We start from the raw sequence: 22,611 nt of genomic DNA on the forward strand, positions 1-22,611 counted from the left end.
CGGCTGCGTGAACTCACTTGACGGCCCCCTCGATCACCTGCACTCCTGCTCCTGACCCCGACACCACGTACAGCGTGCCGGACGCGTCGTCGAAGGCCAGCGAGTTCGGTTGCTGCACGGTTCGATATCGCACCTTCTCCACGGGTATGCCGGTCGCCAGATCGTAACCAACGACCGTGTTCGTCGCCGTTTGTGCAACCCAGGTCAGGCCACGCGTGTTCCCCGAACCGGCCAGCCCGTACGGCGAATCCGGCACCGGGTAGCGCTGCCGCAGGATCAACGGATTCACGCTGTAGACCAGCAGCGCACCGCCGCGGGTGTCGGCGACCAGGACCCGCCCGGCCGCGTCGGCGACCATCGTCGTTGCGCCCTCCCCGGCGCGCAGCGCGTGTTCGGACTCGGTGCCCTCGTCGTTGAGGCTCGTCACCGACGTCTGCCCCCGATCGAGGACCACCGCCGTATTGCCTTGAGTGACAATCGCATCCACCCGGGCGAAGATCTTCAGCTGCGCACCCACCTCGGTCTCCGAGGACAGCGTGTACACCGCACCGTCGGCGCTGCCCAGCACCACCTTGCCGTCCGCGCGGCGGGCGATCGCCGTGAACTCGACACCGTCCTGTCCGGCGACGCTCCTTTTCGTGACGTCCCCGCCGGCGATGTCCAGCCGGAAATACCCGCCCCGCGTCGACACATATGCCCTGCCCTGTCCGTCACCCGCCATCGCCGTCGCGGCGCCGTCGAGTACGACAGTGGACGGCGTGCCGGTCCGGGCGAACACGGTCACCGTCGATCTGTCGCCTGGCCCGGGCCCGAGCACCAGCAGGGACCGCGTCGACGCGTCGAAGACGGCGGTCTGCGCGGGCGCAGCCAGGGGCTCGACAGTGCCGGACGGCGCCTCGGTCACCGCGGGCGAGTCGGCGGCCTGCGCCGCCGGGATGGTGCGCGGGGGCGCATCCGCTGGATTCGACGAGCACCCTGCAATAGCCACCACCGTCAATGCGGCAACCCCCAGCCGGGCCGTCTGAAGTGGTGCGTTTAGGTGGAGCAGCAAAGGGTAGGTCTCGATTCGAGTATGCGGGTTATCGACCGGGAGGCCAGTCTATGCAACGTCGTGGCGGCCAATCGGCGGTGTCCGGGCGCCTGATGACATCAACGGAGGTATGGTCCGTACCATGACCCTCGCGACGGACAGCGACGTGACCGGCCAGGGATTCACCGTGGAGGACATCACCACCGGCGTACACGCCAGTGGTTTCGGTCAGCTCGGTGATGGGCGCAGCTTCTCTTTTCGCGTGGAACGGCAGGCGCTCGTCGTCGAGGTGTACCGGCCGCGACTGCGCGGCCCGGTGCCGCAGACCGAGGACATCGTCGCCACGGCAAGCCGCCGTCTCACCGACATCGACATGACCGACGAGCGCAGCGTCATCGCCACCGTGCGCGACGCGATCGCCGACGCACAACCGGTGGCGCGCAACGGGCGCTAGGCGCCGCACGGATCTTCTCGCGGTACGGTCGTCGTCGTGACGGGGGAGATGTCGTGGCTGCAGGTCGTCGTCCTGTCCGTACTGCAAGGCCTCACCGAATTCCTGCCGGTGTCCTCGTCGGGCCACCTCGCGATCGCCTCCCGGGTCTTCTTCGAAGACGACGCGGGCGCATCGTTCACCGCGGTGAGTCAGCTGGGCACCGAGGCCGCGGTGCTGGTCTACTTCGCCCGCGACATCGTGCGGATCGTCAAGGCGTGGTTCGCCGGCCTGTTCAAGTCCGCACAGCGCAACGCCGACTACTGGCTCGGGTGGTGGGTGATCATCGGCACCATCCCGATCAGCGTGGTCGGGCTGCTGTTCAAGGATGAAATCCGCACCGGCGCACGCAATCTGTGGATCGTCGCGACCGCCATGATCGTGTTCTCGTTCGTCATCGCCGCGGCCGAGTACGCAGGCAGGCAGACCCGGCGCGTCGAACAGCTCACGTGGAAGGACAGCGTGATCGTCGGCTTCGCGCAGTGCCTCGCCCTGGTCCCCGGCGTGTCGCGCTCGGGAGCCACGATCAGCGCCGGGCTGTTCCTCGGAATGCAACGTGAGCTCGCCGCCCGGTTCGGGTTCCTGCTCGCGATCCCCGCCGTGTTCGCCTCCGGCCTTTTCTCCCTGCCCGACGCGTTCGACCCGGTCGGCGAGGGGATGAGTGCGACCGGCGCCCAGCTGTTCGTCTCGACGGTGATCGCGTTCGTGGTCGGCTACGCGGCGGTGGCCTGGTTCCTGCGATTCCTGGTCCGGCACAGCATGTACTGGTTCGTCGGTTACCGGATCATCCTGGGCACAGTGGTGTTGATCCTGCTCTCTACTGGGACGGTGGCGGCGATATGACGGTTCTCCTTCTCCGGCACGGCCGCTCCACGTCGAACACCGCGCACACGCTGGCGGGCCGCTCCGAGGGCGTCGACCTCGACGACCGCGGCCGCGAACAGGCCTCGGCGCTGGTCGACCGCCTCGCAGGTCTGCCGATCAAGGCAATCGTCCGGTCCCCGCTGCTGCGCTGCGAGCGGACCGTCGAGCCTCTGGCCGCGGCGCTGAACCTGCAACCGGTCGTCGACGAACGCATCACCGAGGTCGACTACGGCGCCTGGACCGGCCGCAAGATCGGCGAGCTGGTGAAAGAACCGTTGTGGAGCGTGGTCCAGCAGCAGCCCAGCGCTGCGGTGTTCCCCGACGGAGAGGGGCTGGCACACGTGCAGGCCCGGGCCGTCGCGGCGATCCGTGACTGCGACCGCAGGCTGGCAGACGAACACGGCAACGACGTGCTGTGGGTCGCCTGCACGCACGGCGACGTGATCAAGTCGGTGCTCGCCGACGCCCTCGGTTCTCATCTCGACAGCTTCCAGCGCATCAACGCCGACCCGGCTTCGGTGAGTGTGATCCGGTACACGCCGATGCGCCCGTTCGTCATCCACGTCAACCACACCGGCACGTCGCTCAACGCCGCGCTGTCGGCGCCTCCCCCCGCAGAAAAGCCTCAGGACGGGGACGTTCCCACCGGTGACGCCGTGGTGGGTGGCTCCACCGAATGAAGCGATCCTGACCGTTCCCGGTATTTTGGAAGTTGCCATGGCCCGCGAAATCCACGTCTTCCGCACACCCGACCGCTTCGTGGCCGGGACCGTCGGCCAACCGGGAAACCGGACGTTCTATCTGCAGGCAGTCCACGACAAGCGCGTCATCTCGGTGATCTTGGAGAAGCAGCAGGTGGCGGTGCTCGCCGAGCGGATCGCCGCGCTGTTGCTGGAGATCAACCGGCGCTTCGGCACACCGATTCCGCCGGAGACCGGTGAGGTCGAGGACCTCAGCCCGCTGGTCACCCCGGTCGACGCGGAGTTTCGGGTCGGCACCATGGGCCTGGGGTGGGACTCGGAAGCCCAGACCGTCGTCGTCGAACTGCTCGCGGTGTCGGAGACCGAGTTCGACGCGTCCGTGGTGCTCGACGATGCCGAGGACGGACCCGACGCGGTCCGGGTGTTTTTGACCCCCGAGTCCGCCCGCCAGTTCGCCACCCGGTCCAACCGGGTCATCTCGGCGGGGCGACCGCCCTGCCCGTTGTGCGAGGAGCCGCTGGACCCCGAAGGCCACATCTGCGTCCGAACCAACGGTTATCGGCGCGGTGCGCTGTCCGGGTCCGACGATGACGAAGGCTGAGGTTCTCGACCGCGGCGACCTCTCCGTGATCGGACGGATCCGCTCCGCGAGCAATGCGACGTTCCTGTGCGAGGCGACCTTGGGCGAAGACGTCGCGCACTGTGTGTACAAGCCGGTGCGCGGCGAGGCGCCGCTGTGGGACTTCCCCGACGGCACGCTGGCCGGCCGCGAGCTCGCGTCCTATCTGGTGTCGGCTGCTCTGGGCTGGAATGTGGTGCCCTACACCATCATTCGTGACGGCCCAGCCGGGCCGGGGATGCTGCAGAGCTGGGTCGACCAGCCCGGCGACGAAGACGGCGACCCCGACGAGGACGCCGGACCCGACCTGATCGACCTGGTGCCCGCGGGCAAGCTCCCGGCCGGATTCCTGCCGGTGCTGCAGGCCTACGACTATGCGGGCGACGAAGTCACCCTGGTGCACGCCGACGACGACCGGCTGCGCCGGATCGCGGTGTTCGATGTGCTGATCAACAACGCCGACCGCAAGGGCGGACACGTCCTGCACGGGGTCGACGGCGGCGTCTACGGCGTCGACCACGGCGTCACCCTGCACGTCGAGGACAAGCTGCGCACCGTGCTGTGGGGGTGGGCGGGCAAGCCCGTCGACGACGACACCCTGGCCGACGTCGAGAATCTGCGCGACGCACTGAAATCCGACCTCGGGGCCGAGCTGTGCAGCCACATCACCCCCCGCGAAGTCGCCGCATTGCGCTCCAGAGTCGTTGCCCTGCTGCGTAATCCGGTGATGCCCACAGCCGACCGGCGACGGCCCATCCCGTGGCCCGCGTTCTGACCGACGCGGCCCTGGCCGCGTCGGTGGCCGAAGAGGCCGGTGACCTGTTGCTCCAGATGCGTGAGCGGATGGGGTTCTACGATCCCTACGCCCTGGGCGACGCCGGTGACATGCGCGCCAACACCCTGATCCTGGACCGGCTGCACCAGGAACGCCCGCACGACGCGATCTTGTCCGAGGAAGCCGTCGACGATGTGTCGCGCGTCGACGCCGACAGGGTCTGGATCGTCGATCCGGTCGACGGCACCTACGAGTACTCCATGCCGGGGCGTGCCGACTGGGCGGTTCACATCGCGCTGTGGCAGCGCATCGGAGCCGATGGACGGGGCACGTTGACCGATGCCGCCGTCGCGCTGCCCGCGCGCGGCGAGGTCTATCGCAGCGACACCGTCACGCCGCCGCCACCACGCGCCGAGGGGCCGATACGGATCACCGCCAGCTCCAACCGGCCTCCCGCGATCCTGTGGCAGATCCGCGACCAGCTCGACGTCCAGCTGTTCCGAATCGGCTCGGCGGGTGCCAAGGCCATGGCGGTGGTCCGCGGCGACGTCGACGCGTACCTGCACGCAGGCGGGCAGTGGGAGTGGGACTCGGCCGCACCCGCGGGCGTGCTGTGGGCGGCCGGGCTGCACGCGACCCGGCTCGACGGATCCCCGTTGATCTACAACCGCCGTGATCCCTACCTGCCGGATCTGCTGATGTGCAGGCCGGAGGTGGCAGAGCCCTTGCTGAAGGTCATCCGGTCGGGAATGAAATAGCCGTGGACGTTGTCCCACACGTCGATGTCTAGAGTCGACGCTATGAAATCGTGGTCGGCGCCGAACGTTCCGGTGCTGCCTGGGCGCGGGCCGCAGCTGCGGCTCTTCGACAGCGCCGACCGCCAGGTGCGGCCCGTGAGTCCGGGTGCCACCGCCACGATGTACGTGTGCGGCATCACCCCGTACGACGCGACCCACCTCGGCCATGCCGCGACGTACCTGACGTTCGATCTGGTGAACCGGCTCTGGCGCGACGGCGGACACGACGTGCACTACGTGCAGAACATCACCGACGTCGACGATCCACTGTTCGAGCGCGCCCAGCGCGACGGCATCGGCTGGCGCGAGCTCGGCGACCGCGAGACGGACCTGTTCCGCGAGGACATGGCTGCCCTGCGGGTCCTGCCGCCCCGCGACTACGTCGCCGCCACCGAGGCGATCGCCGAAGTCGTCGAACTGGTGGAGAAAATGCTGGCCTCCGGTGCCGCCTACGTCGTCGACGACCCCCACTACCCGGACGTCTACTTCCATGCCGGCGCCACCGTCCAGTTCGGCTATGAATCCGGCTACGACCACGACACCATGTCGGCTCTGTTCCGGGAACGCGGAGGCGACCCTGACCGGTTGGGCAAGAGCGACCCTCTCGATGCGCTGCTGTGGCGCGCCGAGCGTCCCGACGAACCCAGCTGGCCGTCGCCGTTCGGCCCCGGCCGCCCCGGCTGGCACGTGGAGTGCGCCGCCATCGCGATGAGCCGCATCGGCACCGTGCTGGACATCCAGGGCGGCGGCAGCGATCTGATCTTCCCGCACCACGAGTATTCGGCCGCTCACGCCGAATGCGTCTCGGGCGAGCGACGTTTCGCCCGCCACTACGTCCACTCCGGGATGATCGGCTGGGACGGGCACAAGATGTCCAAGAGTCGCGGCAACCTGGTGCTGGTGTCCCGACTGCGTCGCGACGGTGTCGACCCGGCAGCGATCAGGCTCGGCCTGTTCGCCGGCCATTACCGCGAGGACCGCTTCTGGAGCCCCGCGGTGCTCGACGAGGCGCAGCAGCGCCTGCACCGGTGGCGCAGCGCGACGGCGCTGGAAGCCGCGCCCGACGCCGCGGATGTCATCGCCAGGGTGCGCCGCTACCTCGCCGACGACCTCGACACCCCGAAAGCAATTGCTGCTCTTGATGGTTGGGCCACCGACGCGTTGTCCTACGGCGGACACGACGCCGATGCGGGCCGGGCCGTTGCCACCGCGGTCGACGCGCTGCTGGGAATTCAGCTCTAACGCCGCGCCACGGGGTAGGTTTCCGCCATGCCTTCTGTGGCCGGAAAAACCGTGTTCATCACCGGTGGCGCCCGTGGTGTCGGCGCGGAGGTCGCCCGGCGTCTCCACGGCAGGGGCGCCAACCTCGTCCTCACCGACCTCGACCGGACGCCGCTGACCGAACTGCGCGACCAACTGGGTGGCGACAGGGTGCACACCGTCGCCGTCGACGTGCGCGACCTCCCCGCGATGGAGGACGCCGCGGCCGGCGCGGTCGATCGGTTCGGCGGCATCGACGTGGTGGTGGCCAATGCGGGTATCGCGTCCTACGGGTCGGTGCTCACGGTGGACCCGAAGGCATTCCAGACGTTGATGGACGTCAACGTCACAGGCGTGTTCCACACGGTGCGCGCGACCCTGCCGTCGATCCTCGACCGGCGGGGCTACGTGCTGATCGTGTCGTCGCTGGCCGCCTACGCCGCGGCGCCCGGTCTGGCCCCGTACAACGCGACCAGGGCCGCCGTCGAACAGTTCGCGAACGCGCTGCGCCTCGAGGTCAGTCACCGCGGCGTCGACGTCGGATCGGCGCACATGTCCTGGATCGACACCCCGATGGTCCGCGACACCAGAGACGACCTGTCCACCTTCGGCGAGATGATCAGCAGGCTCCCGTTCCCGCTGAACCAGACCACGTCGGTCGATAAGTGCGGTAAGGCGTTCGTGACCGGCATCGAAAAGCGCAGCCGGCAGGTCTATTGCCCCGCCTGGGTCGGAGCCCTGCGATGGCTCAAGCCCGTCCTGTCGACCCCGCTGGGCGAATTCCCCGTCCTGAAGTTCGTTCCCGATCTGCTGCCGCGGATGGATGCCGAAGTCGCCGCGCTGGGCCGGTCGATGGGCCGGCGCACCGCAGATCTGGAGGAACGCTGATGCCGAGGCTTCACCGCCTCGGCGCGCTCGTCGCCGCTCTGCTCCTGCTGGTGGCGTGTTCGTCCAGGGACACCGCGAACGACGCAGAGTCCAGCACCGCCGCGCCGCCTCCTGCCGATGCGGCCGTCACTCCGGACGAGGCGCGCGCCATCGCGAAAGAGGCCTACATCTACGGCTTCCCGATGGTCGACAACTACCGCGTGCAGTACAGCTACTTCGTCGACAGAGAAGATCCGGAGTACAAGGGCGGCTGGAACGACGTCCACAGCACCGCGCGGGTGTACACACCGGCCGACACCGCGATCCAGACCCCGAACTCGGACACGCCGTACTCGGCCGTCGGCGCCGATCTGCGCGCCGAGCCGCTGGTGCTGACCGTGCCCCCGATCCAGCAGGACCGCTACTACTCGCTCCAGTTCGTCGACGGATACACCTACAACGTCGCCTACGTGGGCAGCCGCACGACCGGCAACGGCGGCGGGAAATACTTACTGGCCGGGCCGAATTGGCAGGGGGAGAAGCCCGAAGGAATCAACGAAGTCATCCGGTCGGACACCGACCTGGCGTTCGTGCTGTACCGCACGCAGCTGTTCGGCCCCTCGGACCTCGGTGAGGTGGAGAAGATCCAGGCGGGCTACCAGGTGGCGCCGCTGTCGGTGTACCTCAACCAGCCGTCACCGGCTCCCGCGCCTGCCATCGACTTCGTGCCGCCCCTGACCCCGGACCAGCAGAGGACCTCGCCGCAGTTCTTCGAGATCCTCGACTTCGCGATGCGGTTCGCGCCGACGCTTCCCGAGGAAGAGGAGCTGCGGGCTCGGTTCGCCGAGATCGGACTCGGGGTCGAGGGTGGCTTCGACGCCGATGCGCTGACCCCCGAGATGCGCACCGCGATCGAAGGCGGGATGGCCGACGCCTGGGCGGAGTTCAACGGCTTCAAGAAGGACAAGGTCGACACCGGCGTGCTGGGTTCGGCGCAGTTCTTCGGCACTCGCGAAGATCTGAGGGGCAACTATCTGTACCGGATGGCGGGCGCAGTGCTCGGCATCTACGGCAACACCGCGGCCGAAGCCATCTACCCGGGCGCATTCAACGACTCGGCGGGCACGCCGCTCACCGGGGCCGACAGGTACGTCTACCGGTTCCCGTCGGGTCAGTTGCCGCCGGTCAACGCGTTCTGGTCGCTGACGATGTACCAGCTGCCCGCAAGCCAGCTCGTCGAGAACCCGATGCAGCGATACCTGATCAACTCGGCGATGCTGCCGAGCCTGGTCGCCGATCCCGACGGGGGTTACACCGTCTACATCCAGCACGAATCGCCCGGTATCGAGAAGGAATCGAACTGGCTGCCCGCACCGGAAGGGCCGTTCGCCCTGGTGATGCGGTTGTACTGGCCCAAACCCGACGCCCTCAACGGCACGTGGAAGGCGCCGCAACCCGAGAAGGTCTAGCGGCCGCGCCTGCGCAGGTAGCGCTCGAACTCCGCGGCGAGCGCGTCGCCGTCGATCTTGCCCAGTGCCTCGTTCATGTCGACTTCGGCGTCGCCGCGTTCCTCCAGCGACTGGACGTACTCGGCGATCTCCTCGTCCTCGGAGGTCATTTCGGTGACCGCCTGTTCCCACTCCTCGGCCTGAGCGGGCAGGTCGGCCAGCGGCACCTCGATGTCGAGGACGTCCTCGACACGGCGCAGCAGCGCCACCGTCGCCTTCGGGTTCGGGGGCTGCGACACGTAATGCGGCACGGCGGCCCAGAATGTCACTGCCGGGATACCTGCCTGCACGCACGCGTCCTGAAACACGCCCGCGATGCCGGTCGGGCCCTCGTAGCGGGTCTCCTCCAGGCCGAACGTCTTCGCCGAGTCGGGGGAGTACGCCGCGCCCGACACCGGAACAGGGCGGGTGTGCGGCGTGTCGGCCAGCAGCGCGCCCAGGATGACGACGGTCTGCACGTTGAGTTTGTCGGCGATGGCCAGCAGCTCGGCACAGAAGGTCCGCCAGCGCATGTTGGGTTCCACGCCGTGCATCAGCACGATGTCGCGGTCACTGCCGGGCGGGCGGCAGTGTGAGATCCGCATCGACGGCCAGACAAGCTCGCGTGTCACGCCGTCGACCTGCCGGATCACCGGCCGGTTGACCTGGTAGTCGTAGTACGACTCGTCGTCGATCTCGACGATGGTCTCGGCCTCCCAGATGGCGTCCAGGTGCTCCAGGGCATCGCTGGCGGCGTCACCGGCGTCATTCCAGCCCTCGAAGGCGGCGACGATGATCGTGCCGCGCAGGTCAGGCAGGTCGGATCGCTTCGGACCGCCGAAATCCGAGGGAGTCACCAGGCCAGCGTAAGCCCTGGGCTGGCTCGATGACGGGCATCATCGCCGGTGGCGCACCGCAGGAGCGAAATACGTTCGGCGGCAGCCTGGTTAATCTGGTTACGCACGTCATTGCCGCCGAAGAAGTGGGCGTCCGGACGTCGATCTTCTGACGACGTAGACTTTTCACCGTCGAGAGGCGTTGCAACGGCTGTCGGGGCAGATCTCCCCGGTATCCGCCACGCTCGGCAGAGTCAAGGACGCCTTCCGTTACGGAAGGAGTGTTGGTGACCGACTTTGCACCGAACGTCCGCCCGGACTGCACCGAGGAACTCACGGCTGCGCTGCGTCAGCGGATCGTCGTGATCGACGGCGCCATGGGCACCGCGATCCAGCGTGACCGGCCCGACGAGGAGGGCTACCGCGGCGACCGGTTCACCGAATGGCCGACCGCGCTACAGGGCAACAACGACCTGCTCACCCTGACGCAGCCGCAGATCATCGAGGGCATCCACCGCGAGTACCTCGAGGCCGGCGCCGACATCCTCGAGACCAACACGTTCAACGCGAACGCGATCTCGCTGTCCGACTACGACATGGCGGACCTGAGCTACGAGCTCAACTACGCCGGAGCCGCTCTGGCCCGCAAGGCCGCCGACGAGTACAGCACCCCCGACAGGCCCCGCTACGTCGCGGGAGCGATCGGGCCGACGACGCGGACCGCGTCGATCTCACCGGACGTCAACGACCCCGGAGCCCGCAACGTCTCCTATGACCAACTGGTCGCCGCCTACCTGGAGGCCGCCAACGGACTCGTCGACGGCGGCGCCGACCTCATCATCATCGAGACGATCTTCGACTCGCTGAACGCCAAAGCGGCGGTCTTCGCCGTCGAGACGCTGTTCGAGGAACGCGGACGGCGTTGGCCGGTGATCATCTCGGGCACGATCACCGACGCTTCTGGGCGGACGCTGTCCGGTCAGGTCACCGAGGCGTTCTGGAATGCCATCAGGCACGCCAAGCCACTCGCTGTCGGGCTCAACTGCGCGCTGGGCGCGCCGGAGATGAGGCCCTATATCGCCGAGATGGCGCGGATCGCCGACACGTTCGTCTCCTGCTATCCCAACGCGGGGTTGCCGAACGCGTTCGGTGAATACGACGAATCCCCGGAACGTCAGGCCTCCTACATCGCAGACTTCGCCGAGGCCGGCCTCGTGAACCTGGTGGGCGGCTGCTGCGGAACGGCGCCGCCGCACATCGCCGAGATCGCCAAGGCCGTCGACGGCAAGGCGCCTCGCGAGCTGCCGACGATCGACCTGGCCACCCGGTTGTCGGGCCTGGAGCCGCTCAACATCACCTCCGACTCGCTGTTCGTCAACATCGGCGAGCGCACGAACATCACCGGCTCAGCGCGGTTCCGCAATCTGATCAAGGCCGAGGACTACGACACCGCGCTGTCGGTGGCCCTGCAGCAGGTCGAGGTCGGTGCGCAGGTCATCGACATCAACATGGACGAGGGCATGATCGACGGCATCGCCGCGATGGACCGGTTCACCAAGCTGATCGCGGCCGAACCCGACATCAGCCGGGTGCCGGTGATGATCGACTCCTCGAAGTGGGAAGTGATCGAGGCGGGCCTGAAGAACGTGCAGGGCAAGCCGATCGTCAACTCGATCTCGCTGAAGGAGGGCGAGGAGAAGTTCGTCCGCGAGGCGAGGCTCTGCCGCAAGTACGGCGCGGCGGTCGTGGTGATGGCATTCGACGAGCAGGGCCAGGCCGACAACCTCGAGCGCCGCAAGGAGATCTGCGGACGGGCCTACCGGGTTCTGACCGAGGAGGTCGGCTTCCCCCCCGAGGACATCATCTTCGACCCGAACTGCTTTGCGCTGGCGACCGGTATCGAGGAGCACGCCACCTACGGCATCGACTTCATCGAGGCCTGCGCCTGGATCAAGGAGAACCTGCCCGGCGTGCACATCTCCGGCGGTATCTCCAACGTGTCGTTCTCGTTCCGCGGCAACAACCCGGTCCGCGAGGCGATCCACGCGGTGTTCCTGTTCCACGCCATCAAGGCCGGCCTGGACATGGGCATCGTGAACGCCGGCGCGCTGGTGCCCTACGACTCGATCGACCCCGAACTGCGGGACCGCATCGAGGACGTGGTGCTCAACCGCCGCGAGGACGCCGCCGAGCGGCTGCTGGAGATCGCGGAGCGGTTCAACAAAACCGAGAAATCCGAGGACCCGGCTGCGGCGGAGTGGCGCAGCCTCCCGGTTCGCGAGCGCATCACCCACGCCCTGGTGAAGGGCATCGACGCGCACGTCGACGACGACACCGAGGAACTTCGCGCCGAGATCGCCGCCGCGGGAGGGCGGCCCATCGAGGTGATCGAGGGCCCGCTGATGGACGGCATGAACGTCGTCGGCGACCTGTTCGGTTCGGGCAAGATGTTCCTGCCCCAGGTGGTGAAGTCGGCGCGCGTGATGAAGAAGGCCGTCGCGTACCTGCTGCCGTTCATCGAGGAGGAGAAGGTCACTTCCGGGGCCGCGAGCGCGAAAGACACCAACGGCACCATCGTGATGGCGACCGTGAAGGGCGACGTCCACGACATCGGCAAGAACATCGTCGGCGTCGTGCTGCAGTGCAACAACTACGAGGTGATCGACCTCGGCGTGATGGTGCCTGCTCAGAAGATCCTGGACGCGGCCAAGGAGCACAGCGCCGACATCATCGGACTGTCCGGCCTGATCACCCCGTCCCTGGACGAGATGGTCAACTTCGCGGTCGAGATGGAACGCGAGGGTCTGCAGATCCCACTGCTGATCGGCGGCGCGACGACGTCGCGGGCCCACACCGCGGTCAAGGTGTCACCCCGCCGGTCGGGTCCCGTGGTCTGGGTCAAGGACGCGTCGCGCTCGGTGCCGGTCGCGGCGGCACTGCTCGACGACAAGCAGCGGCCGGCCCTGCTGGAGGCGACCGAGAAGGACTACGCGGCGCTGCGGGAACGGCACAACCAGAAGAACGAACGGCCGATGCTGACGCTGGAGAAGGCGCGGGCCAACCGCACGCCGATCGACTGGGACGGCTACACCCCGCCGGTACCCGCCATCGGTCTGGGAGTGCGGGATTTCCAGGACTACGACCTCGCGGAACTCCGCGAGTACATCGACTGGCAGCCGTTCTTCAACGCCTGGGAGATGAAGGGCCGGTTCCCGGACATCCTGAACAACCCGGCGTCGGGCGAAGCGGCCCGCAAGCTCTACGACGACGCGCAGGAGATGCTCGACACCCTGATCAAGGAGAAGTGGCTCAGGGCCAACGGGGTCATCGGCTTCTTCCCTGCGAACGCGGTCGGGGATGACATCGAGGTCTACACGGACGAGTCCCGCTCCGAAGTACTGACCACGTTGTACAACCTGCGCCAGCAGGGTGAGCACCGCGACGGCATCCCGAACCGGTCGCAGGGCGATTTCATCGCGCCCAAAGACACCGGCCTGCAGGATTACGTCGGGGCGTTCGCCGTCACCGCGGGACTCGGCAGCCAGGAAAAGATCGCCGAGTTCAAAGCCGACAACGACGACTACAGCGCGATCCTGCTGGAGTCTCTCGCCGACCGGCTGGCCGAGGCGTTCGCCGAGCGGATGCATCAGCGGGTGCGCACGGAGTTCTGGGCATACCAGCCTGAGGAGCACCTCGACAACGACGCGCTCATCGCGGAGAAGTACGTGGGAATCCGGCCCGCGCCGGGCTACCCGTCCTGCCCGGAGCACACCGAGAAGGTGACGCTGTTCAAGCTGATGGACGTTAAGGAACGCACCGGCATCGAGCTCACCGAGTCGATGGCGATGTGGCCTGGCGCCGCGGTCAGCGGATGGTATTTCTCGCACCCGCAGTCGCAGTATTTCGTGGTCGGTCGGCTGGCGCAGGACCAGGTCGCCGACTACGCACGGCGCAAGGGCTGGACGTTGCAGGAGGCCGAGCGTTGGCTCGCCCCCAACCTGGGCTACAACCCGGAGGACTGAGTTCCGCCGGATTGGGTCGAGGTGGCCTCCGCGTGCCAGAATGTCGGCGTGCGAGCGGTGCTGTGGGACATGGACGGAACGCTCGTCGATTCCGAAAAGCTGTGGGACGTGTCACTTTCCGCGCTCTATGCGTCTCACGGCGCATCGATGAGCCGGGACACCAGGACCGCACTGGTCGGGGCCTCAGCCGAGGAGACCATGCTCACGGTGTACACCGAACTGGGGCTCGACCTCGACCCGGTGGCGATGGCGGAATCGATCCGCTGGCTGCACGACCACACCGCGGGGTTGTTCGACGACGGCCTTCCGTGGTGCCCCGGGGCTCGCGAAATGCTGGAAGCCCTTGTGGCAGAAAGCGTTCCGATGGCTCTGGTCACCAACACCGCCCGTCCGCTCGCTGAGCGGGCGCTCAACAGCATTGGCCGCCACTACTTCTCGATCACGGTGTGCGGTGACGAGGTGCCCAGCGGCAAGCCGGCCCCCGATCCGTACCTGCGGGCGGCCGAGCTGCTCGACCTCGAGCCGTCGGACTGCCTCGCCGTCGAGGACTCGGTGACGGGCACTGCGGCGGCAGAGAAGGCAGGCTGCGCTGTGCTCGTGGTGCCCAATGACGTTCCGGTGCCCGGAGGCCTGCGCCGGCGCCACATCGGGACGCTGGCCGATCTCGATGTCGAAGACCTGCGCCGGATCTACGCCGAGATCGACCGGGAACTGCGCGAACGAACCGCCTGACAGGCGCATAGATGAGCTCACTTCCGGGAACACCCCCGGCGGTAAGTCTCGAGTGCTTGAATGTGATTCGTATCACGCAAACGTGCGGGAAAGGTCGTCGCATGGCCGGTCAGGGTGGTCCAGTCGGGGAGAGCCCGGAGATTTACGAACAAGGCCAGGACTTCTCGTCCGGCAAGACCGCGGTCAGGATCGCATCGGTGGCCGCCCTCGGCGGTCTGCTCTTCGGCTACGACAGCGCGGTGATCAACGGCGCTGTGTCGTCGATAGAGAAGACGTTCGAGATCGGCAACGCCGAGCTGGGGTTCGCGGTCGCGTCCGCCCTTCTCGGTGCAGCACTGGGAGCCATGACCGCCGGCCGTATCGCCGACAGGATCGGCCGCATCGCGGTGATGAAGATCGCCGCCGTGCTGTTCCTGATCAGCGCGATCGGGACGGGCTTCGCCCACGAGGTGTGGACGGTGGTGCTGTTCCGCATCGTCGGCGGGATCGGGGTGGGTGTCGCCTCGGTGATCGCGCCGGCCTACATCGCCGAGACGTCGCCCCCCGGCATCCGCGGGCGCCTCGGCTCGCTGCAACAGCTGGCCATCGTGTCGGGCATCTTCGCGTCTTTCGCGGTCAACTGGGTTCTGCAGAACCTCGCCGCCGACAACGACCCGATGAACGACCTCTGGCTCGGCATCGAAGCCTGGCGATGGATGTTCCTGGCCATGGCGCTGCCGGCGATCCTGTATGGCGCCCTGGCGTTCACGATCCCCGAGTCGCCTCGTTATCTCGTTGCCAGCCACCAGATTCCGGAAGCCCGCCGAGTGCTGACCAAGCTGCTCGGCCAGAAGAACCTCGAGATCACCATCAACCGCATCCGCGAGACGTTGGAGCGTGAGGACAAGCCGTCCTGGAAGGACATGCGCAAACCGACGGGTGGCATCTACGGCATCGTGTGGGTCGGCCTGGGGTTGTCGATCTTCCAGCAGTTCGTCGGAATCAACGTGATCTTCTACTACAGCAACGTGCTGTGGCAGGCCGTCGGCTTCAGCGCCGACGACTCGGCGAAATACACGTTGATCACCTCGGTGATCAACGTGCTGACCACGCTGATCGCGATCGCGCTGATCGACAAGATCGGCCGAAAGCCGCTGCTGCTCATCGGCTCCTCGGGGATGGCCGTCACGCTGATCACCATGGCGGTGATCTTCGCCAATGCCACGGTGAACCCCGACGGCAGCCCGAGCCTGCCGGGTGCATCCGGTGTGATCGCGCTGATCGCGGCGAACCTCTTCGTCGTCGCGTTCGGCATGTCGTGGGGTCCGGTCGTGTGGGTGCTGCTCGGCGAGATGTTCCCGAACCGGATCCGCGCTGCGGCGCTCGGCCTGGCCGCGGCCGGGCAGTGGGCGGCCAACTGGCTGATCACGGTCACGTTCCCCGGATTGCGCGAAAACCTCGGCCTGGCCTACGGCTTCTACGGGCTGTGCGCCGTCCTGTCCGGCCTGTTCGTCTGGAAGTGGGTCATGGAGACCAAGGGCGTGTCACTGGAGGACATGCACGGCGAGATCCTGCGCGAGAACAAAGCCTCCGCCAACTAGGACTGTTCGCGTTCAGCCCACGTTCGTGACCGCCGTGGAGCTCACGTCGAAGACGGCATTCACCCGTTATCCGTCGGCCTGCGATGCCGGATCGCGGCTTTTTCGTTCGGCGTGACAGAATCGCCAAACGTGAAGACCTTCGATGCGCTGTTCGCCGAGCTGAGCGAACGGGCACGCACACGTCCTGCCGGTAGCGGAACCGTCGCCGCCCTCGACGGCGGTGTGCACGGCATCGGCAAGAAGATCCTGGAAGAGGCCGGCGAGGTGTGGCTGGCCGCCGAGCACGAGAGCGATGACGCCCTCGCCGAGGAAATCAGCCAACTCCTCTATTGGACGCAGGTGCTGATGCTCTCGCGCGGCCTGACGCTCGACGACGTGTACGGGAAGCTCTGACATGTTGCGAGTGGCCGTCCCCAACAAAGGGGCGCTCAGCGAATCGGCCTCGGAGATCCTGTCGGAAGCCGGCTACCGGCGCCGCACCGATCCCAAGGACCTCACCGTCGTCGACCCGGCGAACAACGTCGAATTCTTCTTCTTGCGGCCCAAGGATATTGCGATCTACGTGGGATCCGGCGAACTGGATCTCGGCATCACGGGCCGCGACCTCGCCGCCGACGCCGACGCCCCGGTGCGGGAACGGCTGGCGCTGGGGTTCGGTTCGTCGACCTTCCGCTACGCCGCCCCGGCCGGTCAGGACTGGCAGATTGCCGACCTCGCCGGCAAGCGCATCGCCACCGCCTACCCGAACCTGGTTCGTAAAGACTTGTCGGACAAAGGGATCGAGGCCACCGTCATCCGTCTGGACGGCGCCGTGGAGATCTCCATCCAGCTCGGCGTCGCCGACGTCATCGCCGATATCGTCGGTTCGGGACGCACCCTCGGGCTGCACAATCTCGTGGCGTTCGGTGAGTCGCTGTGCGACTCCGAGGCCATCCTGATCGAGCGCGCGGACTCCGGTGCCGATCCCGCCCGCGACCAACTGGCGGCCCGTGTGCAGGGCGTCGTGTTCGGGCAGCAGTACCTGATGCTCGACTACGACTGCCCGCGCACGGTGTTGGAAAAGGCCACCGCCGTCACGCCGGGCCTGGAATCGCCGACCATCGCGCCGCTGGCCGACCCCGACTGGGTGGCGGTGCGCGCGCTGGTTCCACGCCGCGACGTCAACGCCATCATGGACGAGCTCGCCGCGATCGGCGCAAAGGCGATTCTGGCCTCCGACATCCGGTTTTGCCGCTTCTGATCTAGATCTCTCGTCGCGCCGTTCGGCGTGTTAGCGTCCGGATGTCCATCCACCGCACGGAGGTTCGATGACGCAGGTTCTCGTTCTGGTTCTGGCCCTGTTGATCGGCGTGGTCGCCGGCGCGCGTGCGATGACGGCGCCCGCCGCGGTGGCGTGGGGCGCCATGCTCGGCTGGATCGACGTCACCGACAAGTGGTCGGAATGGATGGCCCACCCGATCACCGTGACCGTGCTGACCATCTTGCTCGTCGGCGAATTGATCACCGACCAGCTGCCGAAGACGCCGAGCCGAAAGGTGCCCCCGCAGTTCCTCGCCCGTCTCGTCACCGGTGGCTTCTCGGGCGCTGTGATCGGCAGCGCCTTCTTCCACACGTTCTCGGCCACGGGCGCAGGCGTCATCGGCGCCGTGCTCGGCACGCTGGCCGGCGCTGCGCTCCGTAGCGGGCTGGCCGCCAAGAACAACGGAAGCGACCGCCCCGGGGCCTTCACCGAGGACGTCCTCGCCGTCGGCGGCGGGTTCCTGGTCGCCTTCCTGGTCAGCCTGGTCTAGGCGACTGATGCCGCAGCATTTCGATGCCATCATCGTCGGTGCCGGCCAGGCGGGACCGCCGCTGGCGGGTCGGCTGACCGCCGCGGGACAGACCGTCGCCGTCATCGAGCGCAAGCTCGTCGGCGGCACCTGCGTCAACTATGGATGCATCCCGACCAAAGCACTGGTCGCCAGCGCACACGCCGCCCATGTGGCGCGTCGCAGCGGCGATTTCGGGGTGAGCACGGGCGACGTCTCTGTCGACATGGCGGCGGTGAAGGCGCGCAAGGACAAGATCAGTGGCGGCGACCGTGAAGGTCTCGAGAAGTGGCTCGACGGTATGGAGGGCGCCACGCTGATCCGCGGGCATGCCCGCTTCGAGGACCCCCACACCATCCGCGTCGACGACCAAGTGCTGGAAGCAGATCGCATCTTCCTCAACGTGGGCGGCCGCGCCGTCGCCCCCGACATGCCCGGACTGGCCGACGTCGACTACCTGACCAACGTCGGAATCCTTGACCTCGATGTCGTGCCCGAGCATCTGGTCATCATCGGCGGCAGCTACATCGCGCTGGAGTTCGCCCAGATGTACCGCCGCTTCGGCGCCCAGGTCACCGTCGTCGAGAAGGGGCCGCGGCTGACCGGTCGCGAGGACGAGGATGTGTCGGCGGCGATCAAGGACATCCTCGAAGCCGAGGGCATCACCATCGTTGTCGGCGCCGACGCCATCAGTTTCGCCAAGCGCGAGAACGGGATTGCCGTCACGGCGCGCGACGGGGAGGAACCCGTCGTCGGCAGCCACGTCCTCGTCGCGGTCGGACGGCAACCCAATACCGACGACCTCGGGCTCGACGTCGCCGGTGTGCAGACCGACAGCCGGGGCTACGTGGTCGTCGACGATCAACTACGCACGAGCGTCCCGCACATCTGGGCGATGGGCGACTGCAACGGCAAGGGCGCATTCACGCATACCTCCTACAACGACTTCGAGATCGTCGCCGCGAACCTGCTCGACGACGATCCGCGCCGGGTGAGCGACCGGGTCTCGACCTATGCGCTCTACATCGATCCGCCGCTGGGGCGTGCCGGCATGACGGCCGACGAGGTGCGTAGGTCGGGTCGAAAAGCGTTGGTGGGCAAGCGCCCGATGACGCGCGTGGGCCGTGCGGTGGAGAAGGGCGAGACCCAGGGCTTCATGAAGGTGGTGGTCGACGCCGAGACCGAGGAGATCCTCGGCGCGTCGATTCTCGGCGTCGGTGGCGACGAGGTCGTACACCTGATCCTGGATGTCATGACCGCAAAGCTGCCCTACACGGCGATCTCGCGCACGATGCACATCCACCCGACGGTCAGTGAACTCGTCCCCACCCTGCTGCAGGAACTGGAGCCTCTCGCCTAGACCCTTGACTGTGGCTTGGGTCACAGTAATATGACCACTGGTCACATCAAGCCTTGGAGGCGCGATGCCGACGGTGACATGGTCTCGTCTGGGCGCGGATCGCCGCGCCGCGGTGGTCTCCGCCGCCGAAGCGGAGTTCGCCGCGCACGGGTTTTCCGCGGGCAGCCTCAATGTCATCGCCCGGCGTGCAGGTGTCGCGAAAGGCAGTCTCTTTCAATACTTTGCGGACAAACGCGATCTGTACGCCTTCATCACCGACGTGGGCAGCCAGCGTGTGCGCGAATACATGGAAGGCCAGATCGGCAGACTGGACCCCACGCGCCCGTTCTTCGAGTTCCTGACTGACCTGCTCGACGTCTGGGTGGCCTACTTCGCCGAGCATCCGCGTGACCGTGCGCTGCACGCCGCGGCCAGTTTCGAGGTCGACACCGACGCCCGGGTCAGCGTGCGCGCCGTCGTACACCGCCACTACCTGGAAGTGCTGCGGCCCCTGGTCCGCGACGCGCAGGCCCGCGGCGATCTGAGTGCCGACGCCGACATCGACGCACTGCTGTCGCTGCTGCTGATGCTGCTACCGCATCTGGCGCTGGCGCCCTATGTGCGGGGCATGGACCCGTTGTTGGGGCTTGACGAGCTGTCGCCCGACCAGCCCGCTCTCGTGGTACGCCGCTATGTCGCCGTGCTGTCGGCCGCATTCGGAGCACTCGCCCGGACAGCAGGTACCGCAACAACCGAAGGAGTGAACACATGACGAGGGCACGATCGGATTCGCTGGCCGAAGGCGGCCTCAACTGGAACAGTCTGCCGCTCAAGCTTTTCGCCGGCGGTAACAAGAAGTTCTGGGACCCGGCCGACATCGACTTCTCCCGCGACCGCGCCGACTGGGAATCGCTGACCGAGGTGGAGCGGGACTGGGCGACACGGCTGTGCGCGGAGTTCATCGCCGGAGAGGAGGCGGTGACCCAGGACATCCAGCCGTTCATGGCCGCGATGCGGGCGGAGGGGAGGCTCGGCGACGAAATGTACCTGACCCAGTTCGCGTTCGAGGAGGCCAAGCACACCCAGGTCTTTCGCATGTGGCTCGACGCCGTCGGCATCACCGGGGACCTGCAGGGCTACCTCGACGAGCTTCCCGCCTACCGGCAGATGTTCTACGAGGAACTCCCTTCCTCGCTGGACACGTTGTCGAGTGACCCGTCGCCGGCAGCCCAGGTGCGCGCCTCGGTGACCTACAACCACGTCATCGAAGGGATGATGGCACTCACGGGATACTATGCGTGGCACCGTATTTGCGTCGACCGCGGCATCCTGCCGGGAATGCAGGAGCTGGTGCGCAGGATCGGCGACGACGAACGACGCCACATGGCGTGGGGCACCTTCACCTGCCGGCGTCACGTCGCGGCGGACGACGCCAACTGGTCGGTGTTCGAATCGCGGATGAACGAACTGATACCGCTGGCCCTGCGCAACACCGAAGACGCGTTCGCGCTGTATGACGAGATCCCGTTCGGACTGACGATGGACGAATTCCAGAACTACGCCGCCGACAAGGGGATGCGTCGCTTCGGCACGATCAGCAGCGCCCGCGGACGCCCGCTTGAGGAGATCGACGTCGACTATTCACCACTGCACCTCGAGGACACGTTCGCCGACGAGGACCGCGCGGCGCTGGCCTCCTAGGGGCAGCCGCGGGCGGCGCCGACCTCGTCGATCATCAGCGCCGTTGTACCAGCAGCGTCTGCGCGCAGGTGCCGATGAAGCCATCGCGGTCGAACAGGTCGGCGGTCGTGGCTCCGATGCCGTCAGGGCCGATCGACCCGCGGGCACGCAGGCCGAAATCCTGCCCCTGCGGGAGCCGGTGCAGGTGCACGACGGTGTCGGTGTTCATGAACAGAAACTGCCGCGGATCCAGTGCGGCTCCGATACCGTTCGCCGAGTCGACCACCATGGCCAGCCGCTGCAGCGGAGTCGTCGGCTCCGAATCGACAAGAGGCACAAGGGGAGTCAGCCACGCGACGGCCGAACCGTTGTCATCGGGCTGGCTGCGCCAGTTCACCGTCTCCAGATATCCGGGCGCGTCCTGCCAGGCGTGGGTGAAATCCGTCGTTTCGCCCTCGACCAGGGGCGGATGACGGTCGGTGACCGCGTCACGGGTGTCGCTCGGCGCCAGCAGCCACGCGGTGACGCGGGCCACCGCCCTGCGCGATCCGTCCGGCCGGTCGGCGAGCATCTCGGCGGCCATCATCGAGATACGGCTGCCCGGCCGCTCGACCCAGGCGCGCACCCGTAGGGTCGTCACGGGGATCGCGCCGAGAATGTCGAGGGTGAGCCTTCCGACTCGCAAACCGGTACCGGCGGAGCGGTTTTCGATGGCCTTGGTCAGCAACGCCAGCGGCGGGGAGCCGTGCTGGATCTGCGGATCCCAGTTGCTGCGTGTGCCGTCGGTCGACTCGAAGACGTCGAATTCGCCGTCGGTGCCCAGACGGTGGAACAGGCAGTCGATCACGCTGCCGGCTCTGCCTGCAGCACCGCGTCGGGATCGCCTTCGTCGAGCACCTGAGGCCAACCGGGATACGGCGGGGGAGTGCCACCGAAGACCGGGCAGTGCGCGTGGTGGGCGCACCAATCGCACAGTCGCGACGGGTTGGGCCGGAAATCCCCTGTGACGCCCGCAGATTGGATTGCACGCCAGATCGCCATCAACGTCTTTTCGAAACGCTCCAGCTCGGCGAGGTCGGGGGTGTAGTCGAGCACCTGCTGATCGGCAAGATAGAGCAGCCGCAGCCGGGTGGGCAGCACGCCGCGGGAGCGCAGCAGCGCGACGGCGTAGAACTTCATCTGGAACATGGCCTTGAACTCGGCGAGTGCACGCGCTTCGGGCGGCGCCTTGCCCGTCTTGTAGTCGACGACGCGCATCTCACCGGTCGGTGCGACATCGATGCGGTCGACGAAGCCGCGCAGCAGTGTGCCGTCCGCGAGTTCGACCTCGACCCGCTGTTCGCAACTCTGCGGATCGAAACGGGTCGGATCCTCCAGCCGGTAATAACCCGACAGCAGGATGCGCGCCTGCTCCAGCAGTTCGGCTCGCATGCCCGGCTCGAAGTCGGAGGCCAGCGACGGCTGCTCGGCGACCAGGCGGTCCCAGGCAGGCGCCACGAGGGCCGTCGCGGCTTCCGGCACCCGGTCCGCGGCGGGCAGCGCATACAGCTGCTCCAGAGCGGCATGCACGACGGAGCCCCGGACCTGCGCGGTGGACGACGGCTCCGGAAGTCGATCGATCGCGCGAAACCGGTACAGCAGCGGGCACTGCTTGAAGTCCGCGGCGCGCGACGGCGACAACGCTGGGCGTCTCACCGGCTCGTTCATGGGTTTCACACTAGGAC

At 67.3% G+C, this 22,611-nt stretch carries 22 protein-coding genes and 1 pseudogene; 19 read left to right on the forward strand and 4 right to left on the reverse strand.

From position 1 onward, the window contains the following. Positions 1-13: 13 nt before the first annotated feature. The gene (locus ACAG24_RS21880; protein ID WP_370474575.1) at positions 14-1,051 is read right to left on the reverse strand and encodes a YncE family protein; all 1,038 of its coding nucleotides are present in this window, start codon (positions 1,049-1,051) and stop codon (positions 14-16) included. Between the two features lie 121 nt (positions 1,052-1,172). On the opposite strand from ACAG24_RS21880, the gene ACAG24_RS21885 reads away from it, so the two are divergent. The 9 genes from ACAG24_RS21885 to ACAG24_RS21925 are packed head-to-tail and all read left to right on the forward strand — an operon-like array spanning position 1,173 to position 8,872. Next, a complete protein-coding gene (locus ACAG24_RS21885) occupies positions 1,173-1,484 on the forward strand; it encodes a hypothetical protein (RefSeq protein WP_370474574.1) in 312 nt (103 codons plus the stop codon). Positions 1,485-1,532: 48 nt separating this feature from the next. Further along, positions 1,533-2,363, forward strand: a complete 831-nt coding sequence (locus tag ACAG24_RS21890; protein WP_370474613.1) for an undecaprenyl-diphosphate phosphatase — start codon at positions 1,533-1,535, stop codon at positions 2,361-2,363. Next, positions 2,360-3,064 carry a histidine phosphatase family protein gene (locus tag ACAG24_RS21895; protein ID WP_370474573.1) on the forward strand — a complete coding sequence of 235 codons (705 nt, stop codon included), beginning with the start codon at positions 2,360-2,362 and terminating at the stop codon, positions 3,062-3,064. The genes ACAG24_RS21890 and ACAG24_RS21895 overlap by 4 nt, the downstream gene beginning before the upstream one ends. A gap of 37 nt (positions 3,065-3,101) precedes the next feature. Continuing rightward, positions 3,102-3,686: an Rv2134c family protein gene (locus ACAG24_RS21900; RefSeq protein WP_370474572.1), complete on the forward strand. Its 585-nt coding sequence runs from the start codon at positions 3,102-3,104 to the stop codon at positions 3,684-3,686. Continuing rightward, positions 3,673-4,479 (forward strand): Rv2133c family protein, encoded by an 807-nt coding sequence (locus ACAG24_RS21905; RefSeq protein ID WP_370474571.1) that lies wholly within the window; start codon positions 3,673-3,675, stop codon positions 4,477-4,479. Before ACAG24_RS21900 ends, ACAG24_RS21905 begins: the two co-directional genes overlap by 14 nt. After that, on the forward strand, positions 4,464-5,237 hold the full coding sequence (locus tag ACAG24_RS21910) for a 3'(2'),5'-bisphosphate nucleotidase CysQ (protein WP_370474570.1): 774 nt from the start codon (positions 4,464-4,466) through the stop codon (positions 5,235-5,237). The genes ACAG24_RS21905 and ACAG24_RS21910 overlap by 16 nt, the downstream gene beginning before the upstream one ends. 42 nt (positions 5,238-5,279) lie before the next feature. Continuing rightward, on the forward strand, positions 5,280-6,518 hold the full coding sequence (mshC, locus tag ACAG24_RS21915) for a cysteine--1-D-myo-inosityl 2-amino-2-deoxy-alpha-D-glucopyranoside ligase (RefSeq protein ID WP_370474569.1): 1,239 nt from the start codon (positions 5,280-5,282) through the stop codon (positions 6,516-6,518). A 27-nt stretch (positions 6,519-6,545) separates the two neighbouring features. After that, a complete protein-coding gene (locus ACAG24_RS21920) occupies positions 6,546-7,424 on the forward strand; it encodes an SDR family oxidoreductase (protein ID WP_370474568.1) in 879 nt (292 codons plus the stop codon). Then, the gene (locus ACAG24_RS21925) at positions 7,424-8,872 is read left to right on the forward strand and encodes a DUF1254 domain-containing protein (protein ID WP_370474567.1); all 1,449 of its coding nucleotides are present in this window, start codon (positions 7,424-7,426) and stop codon (positions 8,870-8,872) included. The genes ACAG24_RS21920 and ACAG24_RS21925 overlap by 1 nt, the downstream gene beginning before the upstream one ends. Here ACAG24_RS21925 and ACAG24_RS21930 read toward each other — a convergent pair. After that, complete coding sequence (locus tag ACAG24_RS21930; RefSeq protein ID WP_445206223.1) at positions 8,869-9,747, reverse strand: PAC2 family protein; 879 nt, start codon at positions 9,745-9,747, stop codon at positions 8,869-8,871. The two genes, ACAG24_RS21925 and ACAG24_RS21930, sit on opposite strands and share 4 nt — an antisense overlap. Before the next feature lie 29 nt (positions 9,748-9,776). Between ACAG24_RS21930 and ACAG24_RS21935 the strand changes: the two genes are divergently transcribed. The 10 genes and pseudogenes from ACAG24_RS21935 to ACAG24_RS21980 all read left to right on the forward strand — a co-directional run bounded on the left by ACAG24_RS21935 (position 9,777) and on the right by ACAG24_RS21980 (position 20,908). Further along, the gene (locus tag ACAG24_RS21935; RefSeq protein WP_370474566.1) at positions 9,777-9,899 is read left to right on the forward strand and encodes a hypothetical protein; all 123 of its coding nucleotides are present in this window, start codon (positions 9,777-9,779) and stop codon (positions 9,897-9,899) included. A gap of 108 nt (positions 9,900-10,007) precedes the next feature. After that, positions 10,008-13,748 (forward strand): methionine synthase, encoded by a 3,741-nt coding sequence (gene metH / locus ACAG24_RS21940; protein ID WP_370474565.1) that lies wholly within the window; start codon positions 10,008-10,010, stop codon positions 13,746-13,748. 48 nt (positions 13,749-13,796) lie between these two features. Further along, a complete protein-coding gene (locus ACAG24_RS21945) occupies positions 13,797-14,480 on the forward strand; it encodes an HAD family hydrolase (RefSeq protein ID WP_370474564.1) in 684 nt (227 codons plus the stop codon). Between the two features lie 101 nt (positions 14,481-14,581). After that, a complete protein-coding gene (locus ACAG24_RS21950) occupies positions 14,582-16,060 on the forward strand; it encodes a sugar porter family MFS transporter (RefSeq protein WP_370474563.1) in 1,479 nt (492 codons plus the stop codon). Positions 16,061-16,171: 111 nt separating this feature from the next. Next, positions 16,172-16,453 carry a phosphoribosyl-ATP diphosphatase gene (locus ACAG24_RS21955; RefSeq protein ID WP_370474562.1) on the forward strand — a complete coding sequence of 94 codons (282 nt, stop codon included), beginning with the start codon at positions 16,172-16,174 and terminating at the stop codon, positions 16,451-16,453. 1 nt (position 16,454) lies between these two features. Then, the gene (gene hisG, locus ACAG24_RS21960; RefSeq protein ID WP_370474561.1) at positions 16,455-17,300 is read left to right on the forward strand and encodes an ATP phosphoribosyltransferase; all 846 of its coding nucleotides are present in this window, start codon (positions 16,455-16,457) and stop codon (positions 17,298-17,300) included. A gap of 67 nt (positions 17,301-17,367) precedes the next feature. Beyond that, positions 17,368-17,850 carry a DUF4126 family protein gene (locus ACAG24_RS21965; protein ID WP_370474560.1) on the forward strand — a complete coding sequence of 161 codons (483 nt, stop codon included), beginning with the start codon at positions 17,368-17,370 and terminating at the stop codon, positions 17,848-17,850. Positions 17,851-17,857: 7 nt separating this feature from the next. Further along, positions 17,858-19,228: an FAD-containing oxidoreductase gene (locus ACAG24_RS21970; protein WP_370474559.1), complete on the forward strand. Its 1,371-nt coding sequence runs from the start codon at positions 17,858-17,860 to the stop codon at positions 19,226-19,228. Positions 19,229-19,292: 64 nt separating this feature from the next. After that, positions 19,293-19,981 (forward strand): annotated as a pseudogene (locus ACAG24_RS21975) (TetR/AcrR family transcriptional regulator); the annotation flags it as partial. Further along, the gene (locus ACAG24_RS21980) at positions 19,976-20,908 is read left to right on the forward strand and encodes a R2-like ligand-binding oxidase (RefSeq protein ID WP_370474611.1); all 933 of its coding nucleotides are present in this window, start codon (positions 19,976-19,978) and stop codon (positions 20,906-20,908) included. The pseudogene ACAG24_RS21975 and the gene ACAG24_RS21980, both read left to right, overlap by 6 nt. A gap of 34 nt (positions 20,909-20,942) precedes the next feature. Here ACAG24_RS21980 and ACAG24_RS21985 read toward each other — a convergent pair whose 3' ends face one another. Together ACAG24_RS21985 and ACAG24_RS21990 are read right to left on the reverse strand one after the other, a co-directional pair. Next, a complete protein-coding gene (locus ACAG24_RS21985; protein WP_370474558.1) occupies positions 20,943-21,734 on the reverse strand; it encodes a thioesterase family protein in 792 nt (263 codons plus the stop codon). Beyond that, complete coding sequence (locus tag ACAG24_RS21990) at positions 21,731-22,594, reverse strand: RecB family exonuclease (RefSeq protein WP_370474557.1); 864 nt, start codon at positions 22,592-22,594, stop codon at positions 21,731-21,733. Before ACAG24_RS21990 ends, ACAG24_RS21985 begins: the two co-directional genes overlap by 4 nt. Positions 22,595-22,611: the final 17 nt, after the last annotated feature.

The organism is Mycobacterium bulgaricum, from assembly GCF_041287165.2.
Lineage (GTDB): Bacteria > Actinomycetota > Actinomycetes > Mycobacteriales > Mycobacteriaceae > Mycobacterium > Mycobacterium bulgaricum.

Bases quoted from the DNA above. Each gene is read 5' to 3' on its own strand.
- ACAG24_RS21980 (WP_370474611.1), top strand. From the start codon at position 19,976: ATGACGAGGGCACGATCGGATTCGCTGGCCGAAGGCGGCCTCAACTGG.
- ACAG24_RS21950 (WP_370474563.1), top strand. From the start codon at position 14,582: ATGGCCGGTCAGGGTGGTCCAGTCGGGGAGAGCCCGGAGATTTACGAA.
- hisG (WP_370474561.1), top strand. From the start codon at position 16,455: ATGTTGCGAGTGGCCGTCCCCAACAAAGGGGCGCTCAGCGAATCGGCC.
- ACAG24_RS21970 (WP_370474559.1), top strand. From the start codon at position 17,858: ATGCCGCAGCATTTCGATGCCATCATCGTCGGTGCCGGCCAGGCGGGA.
- ACAG24_RS21895 (WP_370474573.1), top strand. From the start codon at position 2,360: ATGACGGTTCTCCTTCTCCGGCACGGCCGCTCCACGTCGAACACCGCG.
- ACAG24_RS21890 (WP_370474613.1), top strand. From the start codon at position 1,533: ATGTCGTGGCTGCAGGTCGTCGTCCTGTCCGTACTGCAAGGCCTCACC.
- ACAG24_RS21920 (WP_370474568.1), top strand. From the start codon at position 6,546: ATGCCTTCTGTGGCCGGAAAAACCGTGTTCATCACCGGTGGCGCCCGT.
- ACAG24_RS21925 (WP_370474567.1), top strand. From the start codon at position 7,424: ATGCCGAGGCTTCACCGCCTCGGCGCGCTCGTCGCCGCTCTGCTCCTG.
- ACAG24_RS21935 (WP_370474566.1), top strand. From the start codon at position 9,777: ATGACGGGCATCATCGCCGGTGGCGCACCGCAGGAGCGAAATACGTTC.
- ACAG24_RS21885 (WP_370474574.1), top strand. From the start codon at position 1,173: ATGACCCTCGCGACGGACAGCGACGTGACCGGCCAGGGATTCACCGTG.
- ACAG24_RS21990 (WP_370474557.1), bottom strand. From the start codon at position 22,594: ATGAACGAGCCGGTGAGACGCCCAGCGTTGTCGCCGTCGCGCGCCGCG.
- ACAG24_RS21900 (WP_370474572.1), top strand. From the start codon at position 3,102: ATGGCCCGCGAAATCCACGTCTTCCGCACACCCGACCGCTTCGTGGCC.
- ACAG24_RS21965 (WP_370474560.1), top strand. From the start codon at position 17,368: ATGACGCAGGTTCTCGTTCTGGTTCTGGCCCTGTTGATCGGCGTGGTC.
- mshC (WP_370474569.1), top strand. From the start codon at position 5,280: ATGAAATCGTGGTCGGCGCCGAACGTTCCGGTGCTGCCTGGGCGCGGG.
- ACAG24_RS21905 (WP_370474571.1), top strand. From the start codon at position 3,673: ATGACGAAGGCTGAGGTTCTCGACCGCGGCGACCTCTCCGTGATCGGA.